The sequence below is a fragment of the Pseudomonas sp. VI4.1 genome, from assembly GCF_002029345.1.
Taxonomy (GTDB): domain Bacteria; phylum Pseudomonadota; class Gammaproteobacteria; order Pseudomonadales; family Pseudomonadaceae; genus Aquipseudomonas.
Window position 1 is genome coordinate 54,659 of the sequence record NZ_MULM01000171.1, and the last position, 20,688, is coordinate 75,346.

14 protein-coding genes, 3 pseudogenes and 2 riboswitches are annotated in these 20,688 nt (G+C 62.1%); of the genes and pseudogenes, 10 read left to right on the plus strand and 7 right to left on the minus strand.

Annotated features, from left to right (window positions below):
• Positions 1-38: 38 nt before the first annotated feature.
• From BZ163_RS35895 to cobW, 3 genes and pseudogenes are all read right to left on the minus strand, one after another.
• Positions 39-900, minus strand: a pseudogene (locus BZ163_RS35895) (ATP-binding protein); the annotation flags it as partial.
• An 88-nt stretch (positions 901-988) separates the two neighbouring features.
• Positions 989-4,786 (minus strand): annotated as a pseudogene (cobN, locus tag BZ163_RS22985) (cobaltochelatase subunit CobN).
• A gap of 3 nt (positions 4,787-4,789) precedes the next feature.
• Positions 4,790-5,854 carry a cobalamin biosynthesis protein CobW gene (gene cobW, locus BZ163_RS22990; protein WP_128872721.1) on the minus strand — a complete coding sequence of 355 codons (1,065 nt, stop codon included), beginning with the start codon at positions 5,852-5,854 and terminating at the stop codon, positions 4,790-4,792.
• A 99-nt stretch (positions 5,855-5,953) separates the two neighbouring features.
• A riboswitch (cobalamin riboswitch) is annotated at positions 5,954-6,167 on the minus strand.
• 192 nt (positions 6,168-6,359) lie between these two features.
• A riboswitch (cobalamin riboswitch) is annotated at positions 6,360-6,587 on the plus strand.
• A gap of 181 nt (positions 6,588-6,768) precedes the next feature.
• Between cobW and BZ163_RS22995 the strand changes: the two genes are divergently transcribed.
• The 4 genes and pseudogenes from BZ163_RS22995 to cobM all read left to right on the plus strand — a co-directional run bounded on the left by BZ163_RS22995 (position 6,769) and on the right by cobM (position 8,868).
• Positions 6,769-6,909: a CbtB-domain containing protein gene (locus BZ163_RS22995; protein WP_128872748.1), complete on the plus strand. Its 141-nt coding sequence runs from the start codon at positions 6,769-6,771 to the stop codon at positions 6,907-6,909.
• 11 nt (positions 6,910-6,920) lie between these two features.
• Positions 6,921-7,629: pseudogene (locus BZ163_RS23000) on the plus strand (CbtA family protein).
• Entirely contained in the window at positions 7,626-8,039 is a 414-nt protein-coding gene (locus tag BZ163_RS23005; RefSeq protein WP_128872722.1) for a cobalamin biosynthesis protein, read from the plus strand. The pseudogene BZ163_RS23000 and the gene BZ163_RS23005 overlap by 4 nt, the downstream one beginning before the upstream one ends.
• An 82-nt stretch (positions 8,040-8,121) precedes the next feature.
• Positions 8,122-8,868, plus strand: coding sequence for a precorrin-4 C(11)-methyltransferase (gene cobM, locus BZ163_RS23010; RefSeq protein ID WP_128872723.1), 747 nt, complete (start codon positions 8,122-8,124; stop codon positions 8,866-8,868).
• Positions 8,869-9,024: 156 nt separating this feature from the next.
• Here the strand turns inward: cobM and nfuA are convergent, their stop codons facing one another.
• Positions 9,025-9,609, minus strand: coding sequence for a Fe-S biogenesis protein NfuA (gene nfuA, locus BZ163_RS23015; protein WP_045057579.1), 585 nt, complete (start codon positions 9,607-9,609; stop codon positions 9,025-9,027).
• A gap of 204 nt (positions 9,610-9,813) precedes the next feature.
• Positions 9,814-12,108 carry a fatty acid cis/trans isomerase gene (locus BZ163_RS23020; RefSeq protein ID WP_128872724.1) on the minus strand — a complete coding sequence of 765 codons (2,295 nt, stop codon included), beginning with the start codon at positions 12,106-12,108 and terminating at the stop codon, positions 9,814-9,816.
• Positions 12,109-12,263: 155 nt separating this feature from the next.
• Between BZ163_RS23020 and metH the strand changes: the two genes are divergently transcribed.
• The 4 genes from metH to BZ163_RS23030 all read left to right on the plus strand — a co-directional run bounded on the left by metH (position 12,264) and on the right by BZ163_RS23030 (position 16,434).
• Positions 12,264-14,357 carry a methionine synthase gene (gene metH, locus BZ163_RS35900; protein ID WP_256579096.1) on the plus strand — a complete coding sequence of 698 codons (2,094 nt, stop codon included), beginning with the start codon at positions 12,264-12,266 and terminating at the stop codon, positions 14,355-14,357.
• Positions 14,288-14,707 (plus strand): B12-binding domain-containing protein, encoded by a 420-nt coding sequence (locus BZ163_RS35905; RefSeq protein WP_256579102.1) that lies wholly within the window; start codon positions 14,288-14,290, stop codon positions 14,705-14,707. Before metH ends, BZ163_RS35905 begins: the two co-directional genes overlap by 70 nt.
• Positions 14,616-15,974 carry a vitamin B12 dependent-methionine synthase activation domain-containing protein gene (locus BZ163_RS35910; RefSeq protein WP_256579103.1) on the plus strand — a complete coding sequence of 453 codons (1,359 nt, stop codon included), beginning with the start codon at positions 14,616-14,618 and terminating at the stop codon, positions 15,972-15,974. Before BZ163_RS35905 ends, BZ163_RS35910 begins: the two co-directional genes overlap by 92 nt.
• A gap of 238 nt (positions 15,975-16,212) precedes the next feature.
• Positions 16,213-16,434 (plus strand): DUF2970 domain-containing protein, encoded by a 222-nt coding sequence (locus tag BZ163_RS23030; RefSeq protein ID WP_128872725.1) that lies wholly within the window; start codon positions 16,213-16,215, stop codon positions 16,432-16,434.
• Positions 16,435-16,456: 22 nt separating this feature from the next.
• On the opposite strand, the gene BZ163_RS23035 is transcribed toward BZ163_RS23030, so the two are convergent.
• On the minus strand, positions 16,457-17,575 hold the full coding sequence (locus BZ163_RS23035) for an ABC transporter substrate-binding protein (protein WP_128872726.1): 1,119 nt from the start codon (positions 17,573-17,575) through the stop codon (positions 16,457-16,459).
• Positions 17,576-18,062: 487 nt separating this feature from the next.
• Between BZ163_RS23035 and BZ163_RS23040 the strand changes: the two genes are divergently transcribed.
• Together BZ163_RS23040 and BZ163_RS23045 are read left to right on the plus strand one after the other, a co-directional pair.
• Complete coding sequence (locus BZ163_RS23040) at positions 18,063-19,721, plus strand: nitrite/sulfite reductase (RefSeq protein WP_128872727.1); 1,659 nt, start codon at positions 18,063-18,065, stop codon at positions 19,719-19,721.
• Positions 19,705-20,199: a DUF934 domain-containing protein gene (locus BZ163_RS23045; RefSeq protein WP_128872728.1), complete on the plus strand. Its 495-nt coding sequence runs from the start codon at positions 19,705-19,707 to the stop codon at positions 20,197-20,199. The genes BZ163_RS23040 and BZ163_RS23045 overlap by 17 nt, the downstream gene beginning before the upstream one ends.
• Before the next feature lie 78 nt (positions 20,200-20,277).
• Here BZ163_RS23045 and BZ163_RS23050 read toward each other — a convergent pair whose 3' ends face one another.
• On the minus strand, positions 20,278-20,589 hold the full coding sequence (locus BZ163_RS23050) for a hypothetical protein (protein ID WP_228761539.1): 312 nt from the start codon (positions 20,587-20,589) through the stop codon (positions 20,278-20,280).
• Between the last annotated feature and the right edge of the window lie 99 nt (positions 20,590-20,688).

Sequence of the window (20,688 nt, forward strand, 5' to 3'; positions counted from 1 at the left end):
TGAATGTTGGCCTGCCTGCGGTTGATGGTGTTGTGGCGCAGGCGGCGCCTGTTCGCGACGACGATGGCGCAGGGCGAACTCGGCGACCGCATCGATATCTTCCTCGGCAATGGCAGTCGCACCGCGCCAGGCAGCGTGGGCACGGGCCGCGCGCAACCACACCAGGTCGGCGCGCAGGCCGTCGACACCCGCGGCAAAACAGCGCTCGGTGATCTGCGCCAGCGCTTGATCGTCGAGGGGGATGCTCGCCAGTGTGCTGCGCGCTGTCTGGCAACGCTCACGCAGTGATTGCTGCCGGCTTTCCCACTCGCCGCAGAACCGCTGGGGATCGCTGTCGAAATCCAGTCGCCGGCGAATGATCTGACCCCGTTCGGCCGGCACTGTGTGGCCGCTGAGGGCGACGTTCAAACCAAAGCGGTCGAGCAATTGCGGCCGCAGTTCGCCCTCCTCCGGGTTCATGGTGCCGATCAGCATGAACTTCGCCGAATGCCGATGGGAAATGCCATCGCGTTCGATCAGGTTGGTTCCGCTGGCGGCCACGTCGAGCAACAGGTCCACCAGGTGATCGGGCAGCAGGTTGACCTCATCGACGTACAGTACGCCGCCGTCCGCCTTGGCCAGCACGCCAGGGGAGAATTGCGCGCGACCCTCGCTCAACGCGGCGTCGAGGTCGAGGGTGCCGACCAGGCGTTCTTCGGTAGCCCCCAGGGGCAAGGTGACGAATTGACCGCTGGCGAGCAGGTCCGCCAGGCCTCGGGCCAAGGTTGATTTGGCCATGCCGCGCGGGCCTTCGATCAGCACTCCGCCGATTTTCGGGTCGATGGCGGTGAGGTAGAGGGCGAGTTTCAAGTCGTCGGCGCCGACCACGGCGGAGAGGGGGAAATGCGGGGTGTCGGTCATCTTTAATACTCAGTCATGGTCGGTGATCCATCAGCAGCACCTTAATCCCTGTGGGAGCAAGCTTGCTCCCACAGGGTTTTGCGGCGCATTAGCTGTCTTCTTCTATATCAAGCAACAAATTCTCCAGCGCCTCGCGGTACTCACCCGGCTCCTGCCACATGCCCCGCTGCTGCGCTTCCAGCAGGCGTTCGGTCATGTCGCGCAGTGCATGGGGATTGTGCTCGCGAACAAAGTCCCGGGTCGCCGGGTCCAGCAGATAAGCGTCCGCCAGCAATGCGTACTGGTGATCGTCAATCAACTGCGTCGTCGCGTCGAAAGCAAACAGATTGTCGACCGTGGCCGCCAGTTCGAACGCGCCTTTATAGCCATGGCGCTTCACGCCGTCGATCCACTTCGGGTTGGCGGCCCGGGAACGGATCACCCGGTTCAGCTCTTCCTTCAGGGTGCGGATCTTCGGCAGGTCCGGCTGGCTGTGATCGCCGTGGTAACTGGCCGCCGGTGCGCCGCTGAGGCTTTCCACGGCAGCGAGCATACCGCCCTGGAATTGGTAATAGTCGTTGGAATCGAGCAAGTCGTGCTCGCGGTTGTCCTGGTTTTGCAGCACCGCCTGCACCTGGCTCAAGCGCTGGGCGAACTGTTCACGGGCGGCGGTGCCTTCGTCGGAACCGCCGTAGGCGTAACCGCCCCAGTTCAGGTAAACCTCGGCCAGGTCCTGGCGGCTTTGCCACAGGCGACCGTCGATCGCGCCTTGCACGCCCGCGCCGTAGGCACCGGGCTTGGCACCAAAGATGCGCCAACCGGCCTGGCGCCGAGCCGTCTCTTCATCCAGACCCGACTGCAGCAGCGTTTCACGCTCGGTGCGGACCTTGGCCGCCAACGGGTTGAGGTCGTCCGGCTCGTCGAGGGCGGCGACCGCTTGCACGCGGCGTCGAACAGGCGATCAGGTTGGCAAAGGCATCCCGGAAGAAGCCGGACACGCGCAAGGTCACGTCCACCCGCGGACGGTCGAGCAGACTCAGCGGCAGGATCTCGAAATCGTCGACCCGCTGACTGCCGGTGGCCCAGACCGGCCGCACGCCCATCAGCGCCATGGCCTGGGCGATGTCGTCGCCGCCGGTGCGCATGGTCGCGGTGCCCCAGACCGACAGGCCGAGCTGGCGCAAGTGATCACCATGGTCTTGCAGGTGCCGTTCAAGCATCAGGTTGGCCGACTGGAAACCGATGCGCCACGCGGTGGTGGTCGGCAGGTTGCGCACGTCCACCGAATAGAAGTTGCGCCCGGTCGGCAGCACGTCCAGGCGCCCGCGGCTGGGTGCACCGCTGGGGCCGGCCATGACGAAACGACCGCTCAAGGCATCGAGCAGGCCGCGCATTTCCGCCGGGCCGCAGGCATCCAGGCGCGGCGCGACGACTTCGCGCAGCTGTTCGATGATGGCGCTTACTTCAGACCAACCGGGACCCTGTGGAAGCTCGCTCCCACAGGGTTTTGGGTTGGCTTGAGGAGGATTCACTGTCTGCGAGATGAGTTGAGCGGCGAACAATTCCAGGCGTTCGCGTGTGTCACCGGCGGTGCGCCAGACTTCATCGGTGAGGGATTGCAGTTCAATCGGCCGCGGTCCGGTCCATGGTTCTGCCAGCGCACAATCCAGCGGATCGAACCCCAGCTCGAAGGCCTTGGCCAATGCCCGCAACACACTCGATTGCGCCCCTCGCCCGTCGCCACGGGGAATTCGCAGCAGGGCCAGCAAGGTATCGATACGCAAACGCCCGGTCGGCGATTCGCCGAAAATGTGCAAGCCATCGCGGATCTGCGACTCTTTCAAGTCGCACAGGTAGGTGTCCAGACGCGGCAGCCAGATCGCCGCATCGGCATCGCTGTCGAGTTTTTCATCCAGTTGCAGTTCGCGGTCGATGTGGCTGTCGCGCACCAGTTGCAGAATGTCCCGCTGCAATTCCCGGGCGCGCCGGGGATCGAGCAATTGCGCTTCGTAATATTCGTCGGCCAGCAACTCGAGGTTGCGCAGCGGCCCGTAGGTTTCGGCGCGGGTCAGCGGCGGCATCAGGTGGTCGATGATCACCGCCTGGGTACGGCGCTTGGCCTGGGCGCCTTCGCCCGGGTCGTTGACGATGAACGGGTAGATGTTCGGCAGCGGCCCGAGCAGCGCATCCGGCCAGCACTGTTCCGACAGGCCGACGCCCTTGCCCGGCAGCCATTCAAGGTTGCCGTGCTTGCCGACATGTATCACGCCGTGGGCGCCATAGGTGTTGCGCAGCCAGAAATAGAACGCGAGATAGCCATGCGGCGGCACCAGGTCCGGGTCATGGTAGACCGCGCTCGGATCGACCTGATAGCCCCGGGCCGGTTGAATGCCGACGAAAGTCAGGCCGAAACGCAACCCGGCAATCATCATCCGCCCGCCGCGGAACATCGGATCGCTTTCAGGGCCGCCCCAGCGTTCCAGCACGGCTTGGCGGTTGGCAGCGGGGAGCGCGTCGAACATCCGCCGATAGTCGTCCAACGCCAGGCTTTGCTGGCAAGGACGCTGGTCGAGGGTGTCGAGGTCGTTGCTGACGCCGCCGAGCAACTGCTGGATCAACGCGGTGCCGCTGTCTGGCAGTTCGGCCGGTAGCGGGTAACCTTCGTTCTGCAGCGCACGCAGGATGTTCAGCGCGGCGGCAGGTGTGTCGAGGCCGACCCCATTGCCGATGCGACCGTCGCGGGTCGGGTAGTTGGCCAGGATCAGCGCGATGCGTTTCTCGCCATTGGGCACCCGTGCCAGATCGATCCAGCGCCGCGCCAGTTCGGCGACGAAATCCATGCGTTCCGGTTGCGGTCGATAACACACCACGTCCGACTGACTGCGCTCGCTGCGCCAGGCCAGGTCCTTGAAACTGATCGGCCGGCTGATGATCCGTCCATCCAGCTCCGGCAGCGCGATATGCATCGCCAGGTCACGCGGACCGAGGCCCTGCTCGCTGGCGCGCCAGCCGGGTTCGTTGTCCTGGGCGCAAATGGCCTGAATGCACTGGAATTGTTGCGGCGAAACGGCCGCAACTGCGGCGCTTCGGGGCTGGACTGGGCGAAACCGGTGGTGTTGAGAATCACCCCGGCAGCCACCTCATCCAGCAGGTCCTCGACCACGGCCAGGCAGCCGGGCTCTTTCAGACTGGCGACCGCAATCGGCAACGGGTTAAGCCCCGCCGCCTGCAGGCGCTGGCAGAACACATTGATGAACGCGGTGTTCGCCGCCTGCAGATGCGAGCGGTAAAACAGCACGGCCGCTACCGGTTGATCGGCCTGCCAGTCGGCTTGCCAATCCTGCAGCGCGGCGGGGCTTTGGCGTGGATGGTAGATCGCGGTGCGCGCAAGGGTCTGCGGCTCGGCCCAGGCGTAGTCGCGATCCAGCCAACGAGTGGCGAGACAGCGAAACAGATCGAGGGCATTGGCCATGCCACCCTGACGCAGGTAATGCCAGAGTCGGTCGCGGTCTTGCGCGACCACAGTGCTCAGGTCGCTGAGTTCCGGGTCCGGACGGTCATCGCCCGGCACCAGGATCAGCTGCACACCGCGCCCCGACAACTCCACCAGCCGCTCGACGCCGTAACGCCAATAGGCGATGCCACCGTGCAGGGACAGCAGAATGACCTTGGCGTGACGCAGGACCTGGTCGACATACAGGTCGACCGAGGCATGATTCTGCACCTGCATCGGGTTGGCCAGGCGCACGCTCGGGTAATCGTCCGGCAACTGCTGCGCCGCTTCGGCGAGCAGCGCCAGGCTGGAGTCGCCGCTGCACAGGATCACCAGCTCGGCGGGGGTCTGTCCAAGGTCGGCGATATTGTCATCCGACACGAAACCGCCGGGCTGGGTCCTGAGCAGGTGCATGGCTTAAACGCTGAGTGCGGCGCGCAATTGCGCTTCGAGCAGCGTCGCGTCCAGCTCCTGGCCGATCAACACCAGGCGCGTGGTGCGCACTTCATCGGCGCCCCACTGACGGTCGAAATGCTTGTCGAAGCGCGTGCCCACGCCCTGGATCAGCAGGCGCATCGGCTTGCCCGGGATCGCGGCGAACCCTTTGACTCGCAGGATGCCGTGCTGGACCACCAGTTGGGTCAAGGCATCCAGCAGCAGGCTTTCGTCGGCTTGCGGCAGTTCGATGGAGATCGAATCGAAGGCGTCGTGGTCGTGATCGTCCTCGCCTTCATGGTGATGATCATGATGGCTGTGACGAGCTGTCGATGTGGCGCTTCCGGAACCGACACCGAGGCCGATCAGTACGTCCAGCGGCAGGCGGCCGCTGCTGGCTTCGATGACTTTCACCGCGGGCGGCAGTTCTTCGGCGACTTCCAGGCGCACACGGGCCAGGTCTTCAGGGCTGATCAGGTCGGCCTTGTTGAGGATCACCAGGTCGGCGCTGGCCAGTTGGTCGGCGAACAGTTCGTGCAGCGGCGATTCGTGGTCCAGGTTCGGGTCGAGTTTGCGCTGGGCGTCGACCTGGTCCGGGAATGCGGCGAAGGTGCCGGCGGCGACGGCCGGGCTGTCGACCACGGTGATCACCGCGTCAACGGTGCAGGCGCTGCGGATTTCCGGCCACTGGAAGGCTTGCACCAGGGGTTTTGGCAGGGCCAGGCCCGAGGTTTCGATGAGGATGTGGTCGAGGTCGCCGCGACGGGCCACCAGTTCACGCATCACCGGGAAGAATTCTTCCTGGACGGTGCAGCACAGGCAGCCGTTGGCCAGCTCGTAGACGCGGCCGTTGGCTTCTTCCTCGGTGCAGCCGATGGCGCACTGCTTGAGGATTTCGCCATCGATGCCCAGCTCGCCGAACTCGTTGACGATCACCGCGATGCGACGGCCCTGGGCGTTGTCGAGCATGTGCCGCAGCAAGGTGGTCTTGCCCGAACCGAGGAAGCCGGTAACGATGGTGACGGGAAGTTTGGCCAGTGTTTTCATCGGATGCCCTTTGGCAAGGTGGCGGGCATACGGGACGACAATCGCTGCGACGGATGCGCGCGCGGAAGAGTTCGCCACCGGATCACCCCGCCCGGTTGTAGTGAGAATCTGTGTCGAGGCAGGTCTCCTGGCTGACGGTGTGCCAGTCGTTGGACTGGCGTTTGCTGCGCCTTCCCGCGAACCCGTTGCACAGGGTTTGCAGTGGCGTGGCAGCGAACATCACCGTTCACAGTTGCGGGGGCAGCCGCGGCATCGACCGCGTTCCCTTCTTAGCTTCGGCAAATGCCGAAGAACCTCGAATGCGCAAGGCTACGCATGGTGTGGGGGCGGGTCAATGTCTTGTGGTCAGCCGTCAGGACGACTTCGCGGGCAAGTCGGATCGCCGCACCGCTCGCTCCTACAAGAGCGCCGCCGACCTGCAGGCGCGAGGCTCGCCCGCGAATGGAGCGCCTCGGTATCAAGTGAGAACCCTTGCCAATTGACGCCCAACCCCCGCCCATGCTCTCCTACACGCCTTGTTACGGGTGCCCTTCACAGGGTGAAACGGGAAACCGGTGAATCATGTGCTTTACTCAAGGCCATGTCAGTCCGGTGCTGCCCCCGCAACGGTAAGCGAGCGAAGCGTCAGATCCACTGTGCCAGCGTTCGGCATGGGAAGGTGATGCTTGCAGGTCACGGCGAAAGCCAAAGCCCCTCGTGAGCCCGGAGACCGGCCCGCAACACAAAGTGACCATTATGCTCACTGAATAACAAACCCGCGGTGGGCGGGCGCTGTTTGAACCTCTGCGTGCGCGACTCGCAGGGGTCTTCCATGCGCTCTATTCACCCACTGACAGACCAGAGGGAAGCGCCATGTCGATCATCAGCAGCACGGCAGCAACACAGACAAGAGCACCGCCAGCAGCACCACGACCCTGACTCAACGCCTGACCGCCGCCGCCTGCGCGTCGATCCTCGGCGCGTGCCTGGTCTATTTTGCCGGTTTCTCGCACATCGAAGCGGTGCACAATGCCGCGCACGATACCCGTCACAGCGCCGCCTTCCCGTGCCATTGAGACCTGCCAACATGATCAAGCGTATCGCGCAAACCGCAGGTTTCACCGGGCTGCTGGCCGCCCTGTTGCTGACCCTGCTGCAAAGTTTCTGGGTGTCGCCGCTGATTCTGCAGGCCGAGACCTACGAAAAATCCGAGCCGGCGGCTGTTGAAGTGCATGAGCATGCCGCAGGTGCTGTCGCCGCTCACAGCCATGACGCCGAGGCCTGGGAGCCGGAAGACGGCTGGCAGGCGCGTGCTGTCGACCACCGGTGGCAACCTGGTGGTCGCGGTCGGTTTCGCGTTGATGCTCGCCGGCCTCTACACCTTGCGCGCCCCGACCAACACCTCTCAAGGCCTGCTCTGGGGCCTGGCCGGCTATGCGACCTTCGTGCTCGCGCCGACCCTCGGCCTGCCGCCTGAACTGCCGGGAACTGCCGCGGCCGATCTGGCGCAGCGGCAGGTCTGGTGGATCGGCACTGCCGCCTCCACCGCAGCCGGCATCGCCCTGATCGTGTTCAGCCGTCCACTGGCTGATGAAGGTCTCGGCGTCGCCATCCTCGCCGTGCCCCACGTGATAGGCGCGCCACAACCGGAAGTGCACTCGATGCTCGCTCCGGAAGCGCTCGAGTCGCAGTTCAAAATCGCTTCGCAGCTGACCAACGTCGCGTTCTGGCTGGCCCTGGGCCTGATCAGCGCCTGGTTGTTCCGCCGCAAAAGCGCTGGCCAATACCACGCATGACGGATAACAGCACCTTGCCGACCCTGGTGGTCGGCCTGGGCTGCCAGCGCGGCTGCCCCGTCGGCACGTTGCGGGCATTGCTCGACCAGGCGCTGCAGGCTCATCGCATCGAGCTACACCAGGTCAAGGCACTGGCCAGCATCGACCTGAAGCGCGAAGAACCGGGCCTGATCGAACTGGCCGCACAGCTCGCGCTGCCGCTGATGTATTTCAGCAGCGAACAATTGGCCGGCTATCAACCGCAACTCAGCCACCGCTCGGACATCGCGTTCGAACGCACCGGCTGTTACGGCGTCGCGGAAAGTGCCGCCCTTGCCCTGGCCGAACACCTGGCCCAGGCGCCGGCGAAACTGCTGATTTCACGACAGAAATATGCCCAGGCCACCCTCGCGCTGGCTGGCGCTGCTTAAAATCCCCGATAATCCCCGCCTTCGATCATGAGCAATCTTCATCTGAAGCCTTGCCCAGGCCCTTTTTTCACAGGAACCGACAATGACTGTCTATTTCATTGGCGCAGGCCCCGGCGACCCGGAACTGATCACCGTCAAAGGCCAACGGCTGATCCGCAGCTGCCCGGTGATCATCTATGCCGGCTCCCTGGTGCCCGCCGCCGTACTCGAAGGTCATCAGGCCGAACGCCTGGTGAACAGCGCCGAACTGCACCTGGAACAGATCATCGAACTGTTCAAGTGCGCCCATGCCAAGGGCCAGGATGTGGCGCGGGTGCATTCCGGCGATCCGAGCCTGTATGGCGCCATTGGCGAACAGATCCGCTACCTGCGTGAACTCGACATTGCCTTTGAAATCATTCCCGGCGTGACCGCGACAGCGGCCTGTGCGGCCCTGCTGGGTGCGGAGTTGACCTTGCCGGATGTGTCACAGAGCGTGATTCTGACCCGCTACGCCGACAAGACGACGATGCCGGCCGGCGAAGAGTTGGGCAGCCTGGCGCAGCATGGAGCCACCATGGCGATCCATCTGGGAGTCAATCATCTGCAGAAGATCCTGGTCGAATTGTTGCCGCATTACGGTGCGGACTGTCCGATCGCGGTGATTCACCGGGCGACCTGGCCGGATCAGGATTGGGTGGTGGGGACGCTTGAGGATATTGCCGGGAAGGTTGAGGCGAAGGGGTTTCGGAGGACGGCGTTGATTCTGGTGGGCCGGGTGTTGGGCAGCGATCACTTCAGTGAGTCGTCGCTGTATCGCGCCGGGCATGCGCATTTGTATCGGCCATAGGGCCCCTTCGCTGCGGTTCGGCGTTCCGACAAGCCAGCGCCTACAGAGGTACGCATTCCCCTGTAGGAGCTGGCTTGCCAGCGAAGAGGCCATTGAACTTCACCCATAAAAAAACGGCGCTCACGGGGCGCCGTTTTTCATGTCGCAGCGAACACCTTAGTAATAGGCGTTTTCTTTCTGCGTGTGGTCGGTCACGTCCCGAACACCCTTCAACTCAGGAACACGCTCAAGCAAGGTGCGCTCGATGCCTTCGCGCAGGGTGACGTCCGCCTGGCCGCAGCCCTGGCAGCCGCCGCCGAACTTGAGCACGGCGATGCCGTCATCGACCACATCGATCAGGCTGACCTGACCGCCGTGGCTCGCGAGCCCCGGATTGATCTCGGTCTGCAGGTAATAGTTGATACGCTCGTTGATCGGGCTGTCGGCGTTGACCATCGGTACTTTGGCGTTTGGCGCCTTGATGGTCAGCTGGCCGCCCATGCGGTCGGTGGCGTAGTCGACTACCGCGTCGTCCAGGAACGCTTCGCTGAACGAATCGATGTAGGCGGTAAAGCTTTTCAGCCCCAGCGCCGTGTCTTCAGGTTTTTCTTCGCCCGGCTTGCAGTAGGCAATGCAGGTTTCGGCGTACTGGGTGCCAGGCTGGGTGATAAAGACGCGGATGCCGATACCCGGCGTGTTCTGCTTGGAGAGCAGATCGGCCAGATAGTCGTGGGCGGCGTCGGTAATGGTAATAGCGGTCATGGAAACTCCTCGCAGGCTTGGGCGCAGTTTACGCCAATCAACGCGCCGGACAAAGTCCTAGTATTTTTGTCGGGAAATCTTTCGATAATCCCCCCCTGTAGGAGCCGGCTTGCTGGCGAAGGCGTCAGTTCAGTCAACACTTATGTTGGATGTGAAGGCCTATTCGCTGGCAAGCCAGCGCCTACATAGTGCGTGTGGCAGGTGTCAGAGGTTTTCATAGCGGTTCATGTCCAGCACGCCCTCTTCTACCGGATCGGTCTCGTGGACGTATCGGCTCAGGTCGTGAAAGTAAAACCAGAATTGCGGATGGCTGCGCCGGATCCCCCACCGTTCGACGATTTTCTCCAAACGGTTGGCATCCTTGGCGTTTTCCATCGCGTCGACGAACGCCGGCACTTGCTCGGCGGGGATGTTGAACATGAAGTTCGGATAGCTGCTGAGCACACCCGGAAAAATCGTGACCGTGTCCAGCCCCGGCAGGTAACGCAGCGACTCGCCGAGCAGAAACGCCACGTTGCTGTGCGCACGATTGCGCAGCAGGCTGTAGACCTCGCGCTTGCCGCTTTGCGTCTCGATGCGCAGCAGGGTCGCTTCCGGTAGTAGATCGATGACCTTGAGACCGGCCGCCGGGCGGGAGGCCAGGCGACTCAAGGCCTGCTCGGCGCTCTGCAACGCCGGATCGATGTTGGGTCGCGAGCAATAAGCGCCGTCGCAGCGATTGATCGGATCGGGTTTGGCGTCGAGGTCACCATAGCGGGACAGCAACTGCTTGGCGAAATCGCGTTTGGGGTCCTTTTCATCCAGCTTCAGCGCGGTCGGCTTGTCATCGTCGATCGCCTCATAGTCCAGCCACATCTTGAATTTGCCGCCGCTCTGGTACCAGTCGTCGAGGTAATCCTCCCGGGAATCCGCCGGCATCAGGCGCAGGAAGTTCTGCTCGGCGCCGTTGCGGATCAGGTCGAAGTACAGGCGTGTCTGCGCCTGATGGGAGACGTTGCCGAACACATCGAAATTGACCGCCAGTTGATAATAGGTGCGCTCGAGCAACGGGTAGTCGAACAACCACATCGTTTGCGGAACGTCGCCGATCAGGCCCTTGTTCACCGAGGCGCTGTCGAAATGCCGGAAAATACTCAGCAACGCGTTATCGTTGCCGGCCCACAACGTCGACCAGCTCGGTGCCGGCGCATCGGCGTAGCTGTCCCGGCGCAGCGCCTCGTATGCGTTGCGCTTGTCGCGGTAGTCGTGCCAAAGGCTCAGGACGCTGCCAACGTCATCGTTCTGCCCCGGCATTTCCAGCAAAGGCGTGGCCTGGCCCCGGTAATTCGGGTCAGTGATGTAGAGATCGTGCTCAGGCGCCTGGAACAATGCCCAGAAGTTATCGCGGATCACATCGGTGGCGATCTGACCGCGGCAGACCGGGCCGCGAATGAAGGTGCGCACGAAGTATTCGGCGTTATCCAGCATGAACTGGTACCGCGCCTGGGTCGGGATCGCCTCGAACGTGCTGAACGGATTGGCCCGGCGCTCCGGCCCATAACCCGGCAAGGCATTGACCTGCCAGTTGCCGCTATAGAACAGGCTTTTGACCCGCGCCATCTTCGCCGCGCTCAGCGGATAGGTGATGTGGGTCTTCTGCACGATCACCCCCTGCACCGGCCACAGGCGGTAATACACCTGGATCCCGGGATCGTCATTTGGGCGGCGGGTATTGATCAGGTCGATGGGCTGGCCGGGCGGCGTACGCGAACGCACCCACTGGAAGAAATGCCCCGGCTCGCCATCCTTGAAGTAGATATGCGCCAGGAACCAGTGTTCGAACAGCCAGCGCCCCACCAGGCTTTGCCGGGCGCCCGGGGCATTGAGCAGGTTTTCCCACTGCACCACCTGCAACGCCTCATTCGCGCTCGGGACCAGCCCCGGTTCATCGATTGGCGCACCGGAGGCCAGCCAGCGTTGCAGCGTCTGGTATTGCTGATCGGTCAGGCCCGTGACCGCCAGCGGCATGCCCTCTTTCGGATGGGATCTGGCATAACCCTCGAATTGCGTTGGCATGGCACACAGATTTGCCCGATCCGTCCCAAGGACAATGTCTTCAGGCAGTTTGGCGTTGGGTTGCAGCGGGGTGTCATGGCCCAATTCCAGCATCCGCGCCATCAAGCCAGCCTGGCTGCCCTGGGCGTCGAGCACCGAATAAAAGTCTTTTTGCTGCCAGGCGCGCCGGCCGAAGGCGTCATAAAACAACCGGGTCGGCGCGGCGGCCCCGCTGCGTTCGCCGTCGTAGACCGGGACCTTGGTCGCACCCCGCGCAACCCCTTCGCCACTGCCCAGATTGAGCTGACAGGCAGCGTCGTAGCAGGCATGGCAGGCCACGCATTTTTCGGTGAAGATCGGTTGGATGTCGCGGCTGTAGGAGATGGCAGCGGAGATCGCCGGTTCCTGCGCGACGGCGCCCCAGCTTAAACCCAGCAAAACCAGGCTGATGACGCGAAAAGACATGTCCCTGGTCCCGATCATGAAAAAACGCCGCGATTCTACCGGTCCGACAGCCGCGCCAACATGAGCGATATTCATGCAAAAGCCGAACATGCTCTAAAAGCGCACAGGTTTGCTATCATCCCGCCCCTTCGTCATGGTCTTTCCGAGTAGTCCCAATGTCCGATCGCAGTGTTCGCCTTCAAGCTCTCAAGCACGCCCTCAAAGAGCGCATCCTGATACTCGATGGCGGTATGGGCACAATGATCCAGAGCTACAAGCTCGAGGAGCAGGATTACCGCGGCAAACGCTTCGCCGACTGGCCGAGCGACGTCAAGGGCAACAACGACCTGTTGATCCTGACCCGCCCGGACGTGATCGGCTCGATCGAAAAAGCCTACCTGGACGCCGGCGCCGACATTCTTGAAACCAACACCTTCAACGCCACCCAGGTGTCCCAGGCCGACTACGGCATGCAGGACCTGGCGTACGAGTTAAACGTAGAAGGCGCCCGCCTGGCACGCAAGGTGGCGGACGCCAAGACCCTGGAAACGCCGGACAAGCCGCGCTTCGTCGCCGGCGTGCTCGGCCCGACCAGCCGGACCTGCTCGCTGTCGCCGGACGTGAACAACCCCGGCTATCGCAACGTGACCTTCGATGAACTGGTGGAAAACTACACCGAGGCCACCAAGGGCCTGATCGAAGGCGGCGCCGACCTGATCCTGATCGAAACCATCTTCGATACCCTGAACGCCAAGGCCGCGATCTTTGCCGTGCAAGGGGTTTACGAAGAACTGGGCGTCGAATTGCCGATCATGATTTCCGGCACCATCACCGATGCGTCGGGCCGCACCTTGTCGGGCCAGACCACCGAGGCGTTCTGGAACTCCGTGGCCCACGCCAAGCCGATCTCGGTCGGGCTGAACTGCGCCCTCGGTGCCAGCGAATTGCGCCCGTACCTGGAAGAGCTGTCGAACAAGGCCGGCACCTACGTCTCCGCGCACCCGAACGCCGGCCTGCCGAACGAATTCGGCGAGTACGACGAACTGCCATCGGAAACCGCCAAGGTCATCGAAGAATTCGCCCAAAGCGGCTTCCTCAACATTGTTGGCGGCTGCTGCGGCACCACCCCGGGTCACATCGAAGCCATCGCCAAGGCCGTGGCCGGTTACGCACCGCGCGCGATCCCGGAGATTCCCAAGGCTTGCCGCCTGTCGGGCCTGGAACCCTTCACCATCGATCGCAGCTCGCTGTTCGTCAACGTCGGCGAACGCACGAACATCACCGGTTCCGCCAAGTTCGCCCGGCTGATTCGTGACGACAACTACACCGAAGCCCTGGAAGTCGCCCTGCAGCAGGTCGAAGCCGGCGCCCAGGTGATCGACATCAACATGGACGAAGGCATGCTCGATTCGAAGAAGGCCATGGTGACCTTCCTCAATCTGATTGCCGGCGAGCCGGACATCTCCCGTGTACCGATCATGATCGACTCCTCCAAGTGGGAAGTGATCGAAGCCGGCCTGAAATGCATCCAGGGCAAGGGCATCGTCAACTCGATCAGCATGAAGGAAGGCGTCGAGCAGTTCATTCAGCACGCCAAACTGTGCAAGCGCTACGGTGCCGCCGTGGTCGTGATGGCCTTCGACGAAGCCGGCCAGGCCGACACCGAAGCGCGCAAGAAAGAAATCTGCAAACGCTCCTACGACATCCTGGTCAATGACGTCGGCTTCCCGCCGGAAGACATTATCTTTGACCCGAACATCTTCGCCGTGGCCACCGGCATCGAAGAACACAACAACTACGCCGTGGACTTCATCAACGCCTGCGCCTACATCCGCGACGAACTGCCGTATGCCCTGACCTCGGGCGGCGTGTCCAACGTGTCGTTCTCGTTCCGCGGCAACAACCCGGTGCGCGAGGCGATTCACTCGGTGTTCCTGCTGTATGCGATCCGCAACGGCCTGACCATGGGTATCGTCAACGCCGGCCAGCTGGAGATCTACGACCAGATCCCGGCCGAACTGCGCGACGCCGTCGAAGACGTGATCCTCAACCGCACCCCGGAAGGCACCGACGCCCTCCTCGCCATCGCCGACAAGACAAGGGCGACGGCAGCGTCAAGGAAGCCGAGACCGAAGAGTGGCGCAACTGGGACGTCAACAAGCGCCTGGAGCACGCACTGGTCAAGGGCATCACCACCCATATCGTCGAAGACACCGAAGAGTCGCGCCAGTCGTTCGCCCGGCCGATCGAAGTCATCGAAGGCCCGCTGATGTCCGGCATGAACATCGTCGGCGACCTGTTCGGCGCCGGTAAGATGTTCCTGCCGCAGGTGGTGAAATCCGCCCGCGTCATGAAACAGGCCGTGGCCCACCTGATTCCGTTCATCGAACTGGAAAAAGGCGACAAGCCGGAAGCCAAGGGCAAGATCCTGATGGCCACGGTCAAGGGCGACGTGCACGACATCGGCAAGAACATCGTCGGTGTGGTGCTGGGTTGTAACGGCTACGACATCGTCGTACCTCGGCGTGATGGTGCCGGCCGAGAAGATCCTGCAAGTGGCCAAGGAGCAGAAGTGCGACATCATCGGCCTGTCCGGCCTGATCACGCCTTCGCTGGATGAAATGGTTCACGTGGCCCGCGAGATGCAGCGCCAGGACTTCCACCTGCCGTTGATGATCGGCGGCGCGACCACCTCCAAGGCGCACACGGCGGTGAAGATCGAACCGAAGTACAGCAACGACGCGGTGATCTACGTCACCGACGCCTCGCGCGCCGTGGGCGTGGCGACCCAGTTGCTGTCCAAGGAACTGAAACCGGCGTTCGTCGAAAAGACCCGCCTGGAATACATCGAAGTCCGCGAGCGCACCGCCAACCGCAGCGCCCGTACCGAACGCCTGAGCTACCCCGCCGCGGTCGCCAAGAAGCCGCAGTTCGACTGGAGCAGCTACACCCCGGTCAAACCAACCTTCACCGGCGCCAAAGTGCTGGACAACATCGACCTCAAGGTGTTGGCCGAATACATCGACTGGACGCCGTTCTTCATCTCCTGGGACCTGGCCGGCAAGTTCCCGCGCATCCTCACCGATGAAGTGGTCGGTGAAGCCGCCACTTCGCTCTACGCCGATGCCCAGGAAATGCTCGCCAAGCTGATCGACGAAAAACTCATCAGCGCCCGTGCGGTGTTCGGCTTCTGGCCGGCCAACCAGGTGCGCGACGATGACATCGAGCTCTACGGCGACGACGGCAAGCCACTGGCCAAGCTGCATCACTTGCGCCAGCAGATCATCAAGACCGACGGCAAGCCGAACTTCTCCCTGGCCGACTTCGTGGCCCCGAAGGACAGCGAAGTCACCGACTACGTGGGGGGGTTCATTACCACCGCCGGGATCGGCGCCGAAGAAGTGGCCAAGGCCTACCAGGATGCCGGCGACGATTACAACTCGATCATGGTCAAGGCCCTGGCCGACCGCCTGGCCGAGGCCTGCGCCGAATGGCTGCACCAGCAGGTCCGTAAGGATTACTGGGGTTACGCCAAGGACGAAACGCTCGACAACGAGGCGTTGATCAAGGAGCAATACACCGGCATCCGCCCTGCTCCGGGTTACCCGGCCTGCCCGGATCACACCGAGAAAGGCACCTTGTTCGCACTGCTCGACCCGCAAGCCAGCGAAATGCAGGCGGGCCGCAGCGGGGTGTTCCTGACCGAGCACTACGCGATGTTCCCGGCGGCGGCGGTCAGCGGCTGGTACTTCGCGCACCCGCAGGCGCAGTACTTCGCCGTGGGCAAGATCGACAAGGACCAGGTGCAGAGCTACACGTCGCGCAAAGGCCAGGAGCTGAGCGTGACCGAGCGCTGGCTGGCGCCGAACCTGGGTTACGACAACTGAGATCAAAAGATCGTCCGAACGCGGCCCGAGCCTGCGGCAGCTCCTGCACGGTGTACACATACCCCCTGCAGGAGCGCTGGCTTGCCAGCGAAGGCGTCTTCACAGTCGATAACGATGCCGCCTGACACACCGCCTTCGCCAGCATGCCGGCTCCTACACAATGGTGTCTGACTCCTGAGCCCATGCATTTTTCGGGATTGTCTATGCTTAGCTCTCACACACAAGTGACGAGGGGTTTATGGACAATCCAGTCGACAACAACAAACCGCCCACCTTCTGGCAGATGCTGCACAGCGTCATGGCCGCGGCGTTCGGGGTGCAGAGCGGGAAGAACCGGGCCCGGGACTTCACTCACGGCAAGCCCAGCCATTTCGTGATCCTGGGGATTGTGTTCACGGCAGTGTTCGCCCTGACCCTGTTCGGCATCGTCAAGCTGGTGCTGCATCTGGCCGGGATCTGATGCCTGACGCCAGGCCAATCACTCAGTGCAGCAGGGTCTGCAGGCTGAACGGGTAACGATACGACGCCGGTTGCCCCTTGGCCGAGAGCTTGTGAAAATCTACGCCGTAATCCTGCCTGACGCCCAGCGCCAGCAGGCGCATGGCCTGTGCCCGATCGATCAGTTGCAGCAACGGAAGCTGCCGGTCGCGGCCGCCGTACTGACCGAAATCCACACCCTGATCGTAGTCATGCAACTGCACGAGGGCCCAGCCGCCCAGGCTGAAATGCCCACCCAGCAGCACACTCAGCCGACCGTCCAGCAGCGCTTGCAAGGCCGCGGGCGAATGGTTGATGGTGCCGAACAGTGCGTCTTTTCCAGGTTCGCCACCGGCGTCGGCGTAGGCTTGCATGGCCCCGAAGGCCATTTCGTCATTGGCTGTCCAGACCAGCGAGGCCTGCGGATAGCGTTTGAACAGCAATCCGGCCACCTCATAGGCGCGCTCCCGGGTCCAGCCGCCATACACCAACTGGCGCAGTCGCACTTCAGGGTGCTCGGCCAGGGCCCGCATCATGCCTTTCTCACGCAACTGCGCCGCCGGCGTGACCTTCAGCCCGGAGAACGCCAACAGCTCGACGACCTGCCCGGGAGCGACCGGGCCATGCAGGCGAATCAGCTCCTTGAGCATCAGGTAGCCGCCCTCCTCGTCGTTGGGCACCAGGCTGCCCAGCCAATCGGGATATTTTTCAGGTTGCGAGCCGAGCAGGCTCATCTGGTCCGGGGTCAGCGCGTTATTGACCATGAACAGCTTCACGCCACTGCCCTGGGCCAGGCGCAGGATTTCGGGGGCGCCGGACTGCTCGTTGACGAACACCAGGTAGTCCGGCCGGTCTGGCCCCTGCAGCGCTTCACGAGCCTGTTTGAGGGTGTTTCCAGGTATCCGCTCGGCGTACTGAATGCGCAAATCCATGGCCAGGTCCCTGGCCGCGGCCTGCATGAACTGCGAGTAACTGACCCAAAAAGCTTCGCCACTGGTTCCCGGGTTCAGGAACAGCACCGACGCCGCCTGGGCACAAGGGGCCGAGATCATCCCCAGCGCCAGCAATACGCCACAGAACACCTTCAACGCTGATCGTCCGAGCCTCGAAAATTCGCCGCACATTTTAGCCAGCGACCTCCCGTACAAAGGCGTTTGTCCCCCTTGTCGCCCGACAACCGTCGGAGCGAGCCCGGACGTGGTTTTTACTGATGACTGACCCAGAATACCGCGGTGCCCACGACCAGGATGATCAGGAACAGAATCGCCCAGGCATCGACCGTGCTATCGGGTTTTGTGACTTTGGTAGGGTTGCTCATTGCATCGCCTCTTGTCGGTTTTATCGGTGATTGCATAAAGACTCGACCACAGTTAAGACGATGATTGCCCTCACCACAACCAAGGGCTTTGCAACAACGATTCTCATTAGTCCTTTTGGTTCTTTGCATATACTCAAACATCACTTTTACGCATAACTGCAAACTGGTATCTTGCCCCGGCTCCGTAGGGAGTGCGCGGCCGTGCGCGCAGAATTGCCGAGCAGTATCGGAAGACTTCCAGGCGTCTAAACGCAACTGGATCCGACCGGCCCAAGCCTGAGAACAGGACTTATATGTACGTATACGACGAGTACGATCAGCGGATCATCGAGGACCGCGTCAAGCAGTTCCGTGATCAGACCCGACGCTATCTGGCAGGCGAGCTGAGCGAAGAAGAATTCCGCCCGCTGCGCCTGCAAAACGGGCTTTATATCCAGCGTTTCGCGCCGATGTTGCGGGTGGCGGTGCCTTACGGCCAGCTGACTTCGCGCCAGACGCGAATGATGGCCAAGATTGCCCGCGACTATGACAAGGGCTATGCCCACATCAGTACCCGGCAGAACGTGCAGTTCAACTGGCCGGCGCTGGAAGACATTCCGGACATCCTCGCTGAGCTGGCGACCGTGCAGATGCACGCGATCCAGACCAGCGGCAACTGCCTGCGCAATGTCACCACCGACCAGTTCGCCGGTGTCGCCGCCGATGAACTGATCGATCCGCGCCCATGGTGCGAGATCGTCCGCCAATGGACGACGTTCCACCCGGAATTCGCCTACCTGCCGCGCAAGTTCAAGATCGCCATCAACGGCTCGACTTCCGACCGTGCCGCCATCGAAGTCCATGACATCGGCCTGGAAGCGGTGCGCAATGCCGCTGGCGAAGTCGGCTTCCGCGTGCTGGTCGGTGGCGGCCTGGGCCGTACTCCGGTGGTGGGCGCGTTCATCAATGAATTCCTGCCGTGGCAGGACCTGTTGAGCTACCTCGACGCCATCCTGCGGGTCTACAACCGCTATGGCCGTCGTGACAACAAGTACAAGGCGCGGATCAAGATTCTGGTCAAGGCCTTGACGCCTGAAGTCTTTGCGCAAAAAGTCGACGCGGAAATGGAACACCTGCGCGGTGGCCAGACCACATTGACCGAGGCCGAAGTGCATCGCGTCGCCAAACACTTCGTCGACCCCGAGTACAAGGCGCTGGACAACCAGACCGCCGAACTCGCCGAGCTCGACCAACAGCACCCGGGCTTCGCGCGCTGGCGCACCCGCAATACCCTGGCCCACAAGAAGCCGGGCTATGTGGCGGTGACCCTGTCCCTGAAGCCGACCGGCGTTGCCCCGGGCGACATCACCGACAAACAGCTCGACGCCGTGGCCGACCTGGCCGAGCGTTACAGCTACGGTCAGCTGCGCACCTCCCACGAGCAGAACATCATCCTGGCCGACGTGGAACAGGGCCGGTTGTTCGAGATGTGGGGCGAACTGCGCGAGCAAGGCTTCGCCACGCCGAACATCGGCTTGCTGACCGACATCATCTGCTGCCCGGGCGGCGATTTCTGCTCCCTGGCCAACGCCAAGTCGATCCCGATCGCCGAATCGATCCAGCGCCGTTTCGACGACCTGGACTATCTGTTCGACATTGGCGAACTGGACCTGAACATCTCCGGCTGCATGAACGCCTGTGGCCACCACCACGTCGGCCACATCGGCATCCTCGGGGTGGACAAGAAAGGTGAAGAGTTCTACCAGGTTTCCCTGGGCGGCAGCGGCACCCGCGATGCGAGTCTGGGCAAGATCCTCGGCCCGTCCTTCGCCCAGGACGTCATGCCTGATGTGATCGAGAAGCTGATCGACGTGTACATCGAACAACGTACCGAAGACGAGCGCTTCATCGACACCTATCAGCGTATTGGCATCGACCTCTTCAAGGAGCGCGTCTATGCAGCGAATAATTAAGAACAACGAGGTCGTCGACGAAACCTGGCACTTGCTGCCCAAGGACTTCAACATCGACGAGATCAGCAACTGCGACGACTACATCGTCCCGCTGCAGCTGTGGCGCGAACACAGCCGTATGCTCAAGGCCCGCGATGGCGGCCTGGGCGTGTGGCTGGACGCCGATGAAGAAGCCGAAGAAATCGGTGACGACGTGGATCAGTTCCAGGTCATCGCCCTGAACTTCCCGGCCTTCACCGATGGCCGCAACTACTCCAATGCGCGCCTGCTGCGTGACCGTTATGGTTTCAAGGGCGAACTGCGGGCGATCGGCGATGTGCTGCGCGATCAGTTGTTCTACCTGCGTCGCTGCGGGTTCGATGCCTTTGCATTGCGCGCCGACAAAGACCCGTACGAAGCGCTGGAAAGCCTCAAGGACTTTTCGGTGACCTATCAGGCCGCCACCGACGAACCGCTGCCGCTGTTCCGTCGCCGCTGACAACATAAAGCCTTGACCCCAAAATGGGGTCAAGGCTTTATTTATAATTTGCAAGCTTTGTATCGATTACAAGAATTGTCAGAACTCGACTTGAGTCAAACCTCTTTTCCTTAGAGCGTGTGCCAAAGCGGGAATATCATCGAATAACTTTCCATTCAGACTCCCCCAAAAGTCACCCTCAATAAAAACCTTAAACTCTGGCTTCAACTGACTCGCTTGATGACCCCGAATAAGTGCCCACTCTATTTCATTGTTACTGGCACGATAAACGACCTTCAAATCCTTATTGGATCGTTGATCGATAAGAAACATGCTTTTTTCGGGCAACAACTCTAAAAAACGAGCGTAATCCCGAGGATCGCCATTGTACTTCCTGCGTTCTTCCATCATGCAACTTCCTTGCTGCGTTGTAGGTCAGTCAAACTCTAACAAAATCCTCGAGCATTAAACCTGCGTTGTAATACAGGATATTTAAGTATTCGAACAACC

Coding starts and splice junctions, on each gene's coding strand:
- cobW (WP_128872721.1), bottom strand. CDS start 5,854: ATGAAAACACTGGCCAAACTTCCCGTCACCATCGTTACCGGCTTCCTC.
- BZ163_RS23005 (WP_128872722.1), top strand. CDS start 7,626: ATGACGGATAACAGCACCTTGCCGACCCTGGTGGTCGGCCTGGGCTGC.
- cobM (WP_128872723.1), top strand. CDS start 8,122: ATGACTGTCTATTTCATTGGCGCAGGCCCCGGCGACCCGGAACTGATC.
- nfuA (WP_045057579.1), bottom strand. CDS start 9,609: ATGACCGCTATTACCATTACCGACGCCGCCCACGACTATCTGGCCGAT.
- BZ163_RS23020 (WP_128872724.1), bottom strand. CDS start 12,108: ATGTCTTTTCGCGTCATCAGCCTGGTTTTGCTGGGTTTAAGCTGGGGC.
- metH (WP_256579096.1), top strand. CDS start 12,264: ATGTCCGATCGCAGTGTTCGCCTTCAAGCTCTCAAGCACGCCCTCAAA.
- BZ163_RS35910 (WP_256579103.1), top strand. CDS start 14,616: ATGGTGCCGGCCGAGAAGATCCTGCAAGTGGCCAAGGAGCAGAAGTGC.
- BZ163_RS23030 (WP_128872725.1), top strand. CDS start 16,213: ATGGACAATCCAGTCGACAACAACAAACCGCCCACCTTCTGGCAGATG.
- BZ163_RS23035 (WP_128872726.1), bottom strand. CDS start 17,575: ATGTGCGGCGAATTTTCGAGGCTCGGACGATCAGCGTTGAAGGTGTTC.
- BZ163_RS23040 (WP_128872727.1), top strand. CDS start 18,063: ATGTACGTATACGACGAGTACGATCAGCGGATCATCGAGGACCGCGTC.
- BZ163_RS23045 (WP_128872728.1), top strand. CDS start 19,705: ATGCAGCGAATAATTAAGAACAACGAGGTCGTCGACGAAACCTGGCAC.
- BZ163_RS23050 (WP_228761539.1), bottom strand. CDS start 20,589: ATGATGGAAGAACGCAGGAAGTACAATGGCGATCCTCGGGATTACGCT.